This is a genomic window from Mycobacterium innocens, assembly GCF_900566055.1.
In the GTDB taxonomy this organism is placed as follows: Bacteria; Actinomycetota; Actinomycetes; order Mycobacteriales; family Mycobacteriaceae; genus Mycobacterium; species Mycobacterium innocens.
Map to the genome: position 1 here is coordinate 1 of NZ_UPHQ01000028.1, position 4459 is coordinate 4459.

The 4459-nt window shown below is 68.6% G+C and carries 5 protein-coding genes and 1 pseudogene; 4 read left to right on the forward strand and 2 right to left on the reverse strand.

Translation table 11 applies throughout. The features are described 5' to 3' along the window. The first annotated feature begins 19 nt into the window (after positions 1 to 19). The gene (locus EET03_RS03210) at positions 20 to 718 is read left to right on the forward strand and encodes a demethylmenaquinone methyltransferase (protein WP_063472865.1); all 699 of its coding nucleotides are present in this window, start codon (positions 20 to 22) and stop codon (positions 716 to 718) included. Here the strand turns inward: EET03_RS03210 and EET03_RS03215 are convergent. Both EET03_RS03215 and menJ read right to left on the reverse strand, forming a co-directional pair. Continuing rightward, positions 715 to 1062, reverse strand: a complete 348-nt coding sequence (locus tag EET03_RS03215) for a DUF732 domain-containing protein (protein ID WP_063472866.1) — start codon at positions 1060 to 1062, stop codon at positions 715 to 717. The two genes, EET03_RS03210 and EET03_RS03215, sit on opposite strands and share 4 nt — an antisense overlap. Before the next feature lie 49 nt (positions 1063 to 1111). After that, entirely contained in the window at positions 1112 to 2398 is a 1287-nt protein-coding gene (menJ, locus tag EET03_RS03220; protein ID WP_099193947.1) for a menaquinone reductase, read from the reverse strand. Between menJ and grcC1 the strand changes: the two genes are divergently transcribed. The 3 genes and pseudogenes from grcC1 to EET03_RS03235 all read left to right on the forward strand — a co-directional run. Beyond that, complete coding sequence (gene grcC1 / locus EET03_RS03225) at positions 2354 to 3361, forward strand: nonaprenyl/(2E,6E)-farnesyl/geranylgeranyl diphosphat synthase (protein WP_075542365.1); 1008 nt, start codon at positions 2354 to 2356, stop codon at positions 3359 to 3361. The genes menJ and grcC1 overlap by 45 nt on opposite strands. A 97-nt stretch (positions 3362 to 3458) precedes the next feature. Beyond that, positions 3459 to 4319 carry a zinc metalloprotease HtpX gene (gene htpX, locus EET03_RS03230; RefSeq protein WP_075542366.1) on the forward strand — a complete coding sequence of 287 codons (861 nt, stop codon included), beginning with the start codon at positions 3459 to 3461 and terminating at the stop codon, positions 4317 to 4319. A gap of 66 nt (positions 4320 to 4385) precedes the next feature. After that, positions 4386 to 4459 (forward strand): annotated as a pseudogene (locus tag EET03_RS03235) (IS607 family transposase); the annotation flags it as partial.

The window sequence follows — 4459 nt, forward strand, 5'->3', positions numbered from 1 at the left end:
GGCGGGTAGCGTCTGGCTGGTGAGTCGCGCCGCCCTGGACAAGAATCCCCGGGACGTCGCGTCGATGTTCGACGGTGTCGCCCGCCGTTACGACCTGACCAACACCGTGCTCTCGCTGGGCCGGGACCGGTACTGGCGGCGAGCCACCCGGTCGGCGTTGCGGATCGGTCCCGGCGACACGGTGCTGGACCTGGCCGCGGGCACCGCGGTCTCCACCGTGGAGCTGGCGAAGTCCGGCGCATGGTGTGTGGCGGCAGACTTCTCGGTCGGGATGCTGGCCGCCGGCGGGGCCCGCAAGGTGCCCAAGGTCGCCGGCGACGCCACCCGGCTGCCGTTCGCCGACGGGGTATTCGACGCGGTCACCATCAGTTTCGGGCTGCGCAATGTGGCCGACTTCCCGGCCGCGCTGCGCGAGATGGCCCGCGTCACCCGGCCCGGGGGCCAGTTGGTGGTGTGCGAATTCTCCACGCCCACAAGCGCATTGTTCGCCACGGTGTACAAGGAATACCTGATGCGGGCGTTGCCGCGGGTGGCGCGGGCGGTGTCCAGCAACCCCGACGCCTACGTGTACCTCGCCGAGTCGATCAGGGCATGGCCGGACCAGGCGAGCCTTGCGGGCCACATTTCGCGGGCCGGGTGGTCGGCGGTGCGGTGGCGCAACCTGACCGGCGGAATCGTGGCGCTGCATGCCGGGTACAAGCCCGGCGAACCCGATTAGCTGGTGCCGGCCCGTTGCAGAACCCCGACCTGCTCGGGGCAGTAGTGGTCGATCGCGGCACCCAGGAATTGGAACGCCTGTCCCTGGGTGGTCCCGCGCGGCAGGTTGCGCTGCAGGAAGGTCGCCGAGTTGTAGGCAGTGTGGTCGACGCCTCGTTCCAGTCGCTCGCAGCTGATCTTGGCCAGCCACGCGAGCTGGTCCTGCGGGCCGTAAACGCCGAAACCGTTGACGGTTTGCTTGAATGGGTAGTCGTAGTCGTCGGCCTGTGCGGGTGCGGCCAATGCGATGGCAGCCACCGCCAGCGCGGCCGTGGAGGCGATAAGAGCCAGCCCCGTTCCCTTCATTAGCCGGACTATACACCTCTGCCGCACCTCGCAAGAGGCACCGCAGGGCTCAACTGAACGGCGGCCGGCGATCGATCAGCCGCGACGCCCGCCCGGCGCCGCGCCACACCCGCGCCACCCAGTCGGCGTCGTCGTCGGTGACCAGGTTGGCCATCACGCGCACGGCGATCGTCATCAGTGTGGTGGAGCGCATCGCGACGGGACCGGTCGTGGGCAGGAACCGCTGGAAGGTCAGCAACAACGCCAGCCTGCGTGCCACCGAGAATCCCCGGGCGTAGTGGTCGTGCAGCAGCGACGGCCACAGCCGGGACAGGTCGCGTGTGTCCAGAACTTCGGCGGCAAGCCGCCCGGTCTCGAGCCCGTAGTCGATGCCCTCGCCGTTGAGCGGGTTGACGCACGCCGCGGCGTCGCCGATCAACATCCAATTCCGCCCGGCCACCCCGGAAACCGCGCCGCCCATCGGCAGCAGCGCCGACGCCACCGCCCGCGGCTCGCCGGGAAAGCCCCACTCGTCGCGGTGCAGGTCGGTGTAGTACGACATCAGCGGCCGCAGCGCCAGCTCGGCGGGTCTTTTGGTGGTCGACAGCGCTCCCACGCCGATATTCACCTCGCCGTTGCCCAGCGGGAAAATCCAGCCGTAGCCGGGCAACACGGCGCCGTCGGGGGAGCGCAGTTCCAGATGCGACGTGAGCCATGGATCGTCCGCGCGCTCGGTGGCCAAATAGCCGCGGGCGGCGATGCCGTAGACCGTCTCCTGATGCCATCGGCGGCCCAGCTTGCGGCCCAGCGACGACCGCGCCCCGTCGGCGACGACCAATTGCCCACAGGCCACCTCGGTACCGTCGGCCAACCTGACCGACACCACTCGTCTCGACGAGTCGTGATGCGCTGCAACTACTTTCGTGCCAAGCAGCATGCGGGCCCCGCAGTCCTCGGCGACCTTGCGGATGCGCTCGTCGAGTTCGGTGCGGGCCACCGCGCTGCTGTGCGCCGGGAAGGACGGTCCGGGCCAGGCGATTTCCACCTCGCCGCCGAATCCGCTCATCCGCAGGCCGTGGTGGCGGATGCGGCCGGCCAGCCAGGCGCCGAGTCCCAGCCGTTCCAGTTCGGCGATCGCTCGCGGCGTCAGGCCGTCACCGCAGGCTTTGTCGCGCGGGAAACCGGCCGAGTCGATGACGAGGACGTCCCGGCCGCTGCGGGCAGCCCAGGCGGCCACCGCCGACCCGGCCGGCCCGGCGCCCACGACTACCAGGTCGGCTCCGGTCTTCATGCTCACCAGTATGTTGGTCGAATGAAAACTCCGGCGACCGTGGTGGCAGGCGTCGACTTCGGGGATGCCCGGTTCGCCACGGCTGTGCGTGCCGGTGTCGCGCGGATCGAGCAGCTCATGGACACCGAGTTACGCAGCGCCGACGTGGTGATGATCGACTCGCTGCTGCACCTGTTCAAGGCCGGGGGTAAGCGGTTCCGGCCGCTGTTCACCGTGCTGTCGGCTCAGGTCGGGCCGGACCCGGAGGCTGAGGAAGTGATCATCGCCGGCGCGGTGGTCGAGCTGATCCACCTGGCGACGCTCTACCACGACGACGTGATGGACGAGGCCGAGGTCCGCCGCGGCGCCCCCAGCGCCAACGCGCGGTGGGGCAACAATGTCGCCATTCTGGCCGGCGACTACCTGCTGGCGACGGCGTCGCGGCTGGTGTCCCGGTTGGGACCGGCAGCGGTGCGGATCGTCGCAGACACCTTCGCTGCCCTGGTGACCGGTCAGATGCGCGAGACTCGCGGCGCCCCGGAAGGCGCGGACCTGATCGAGCAGTACCTGACGGTGGTGCACGAGAAGACCGGCAGCCTGATCGGGGCCGCGGGCCGGTTCGGCGCCATGTTCTCCGGCGCCGATACCGATCAGGTCGAGCGGCTGAGCCGTCTGGGCGGCATCGTCGGTACCGCGTTCCAGATCGCCGACGACATCATCGACATCGACAGCGAATCCGACGAGTCCGGAAAGGTGCCCGGCACCGACCTGCGCGAAGGCGTGCGCACGCTGCCGATGCTCTACGCGCTGCGCGACACCGGGCCCGACGGTGCGCGGCTGCGTGCGCTGCTGGCCGGACCCATCCACGACGACGACGCGGTAGTCGAGGCACTGGCGCTGTTGCGCGCGTCGCCGGGGATGGCCAAGGCCAAGGAGGTGCTGGGCCAATACGCCGCCGCGGCGCGTCACGAGCTGGACCTGCTACCCGATGTTCCGGGCCGGCGGGCACTGGCGGCGCTGGTCGACTACACCGTCAGCCGGCACGGCTAGCGGGGATTATCGACCCCGCGGAACCCGGCGGACCCTTCCGGACGTTGAGTCAGCAGTAAATCGGCAAGCCGAGGTGTTCGTAGGAGGACACACACTGATGACCTGGCATCCGCACGCCAACAGGCTGAAGACGTTCCTGCTGTTGGTCGTTATGTCAGCGATGATCGTGTTCGCCGGCCGGCTGTTCGGTACAACGGCAATGTGGCTGGCGGTGCTGTTCGCCGTCGGGATGAACGTCTACGTCTACTTCAACAGCGACAAGCTGGCCTTGCGGGCCATGCATGCGCAGCCGGTCTCCGAGCTGCAGGCGCCGGTGATGTACCGGATCGTGCGCGAGCTGGCCACCGCCGCCCATCAGCCGATGCCGCGGCTGTACATCAGCGACATCGCAGCGCCCAACGCGTTCGCCACCGGCCGCAACCCACGTAACGCCGCGGTGTGCTGCACCACGGGCATCCTGCAGATCCTCAACGAGCGGGAGCTGCGTGCGGTGTTGGGCCACGAGCTGTCCCACGTCTACAACCGCGACATCCTGATCTCCTGCATCGCCGGCGCGCTGGCGTCGGTGATCACTGCCCTGGCCAACATGGCCATCTGGATGGGCATGTTCGGCGGCAATCGAGAAAACAGCAATCCTTTTGCATTGCTTCTGGTTTCGTTGCTGGGCCCGATCGCCGCGACGGTGGTGCGGTTGGCGGTGTCGCGGTCCCGCGAATACCAGGCCGACGAATCGGGCGCCGTCCTGACCGGAGACCCGCTGGCATTGGCGTCGGCGTTGCGCAAGATCTCCGGTGGGGTGCAGATGGCTCCGTTGCCGCCGGAACCGCAACTGGCCAGCCAGGCGCATCTGATGATCGCCAACCCGTTCCGGGCAGGCGAGCGGATCGGATCGTTGTTCTCGACGCACCCGCCGATCGAGGACCGCATCCGCCGCTTGGAGGCGATGGCACGCGGTTAGGGGGCTGCCAGCTGTTGCGGGTTGAGTGGTCGGTAGTTGTCAGTGGTGTGCGGTAGGAACAAAGGTATGAATCTGGCGGCGTGGGCTGAGCGCAATGGTGTTGCGCGGGTGACTGCGTATCGCTGGTTTCGCGCTGGTCT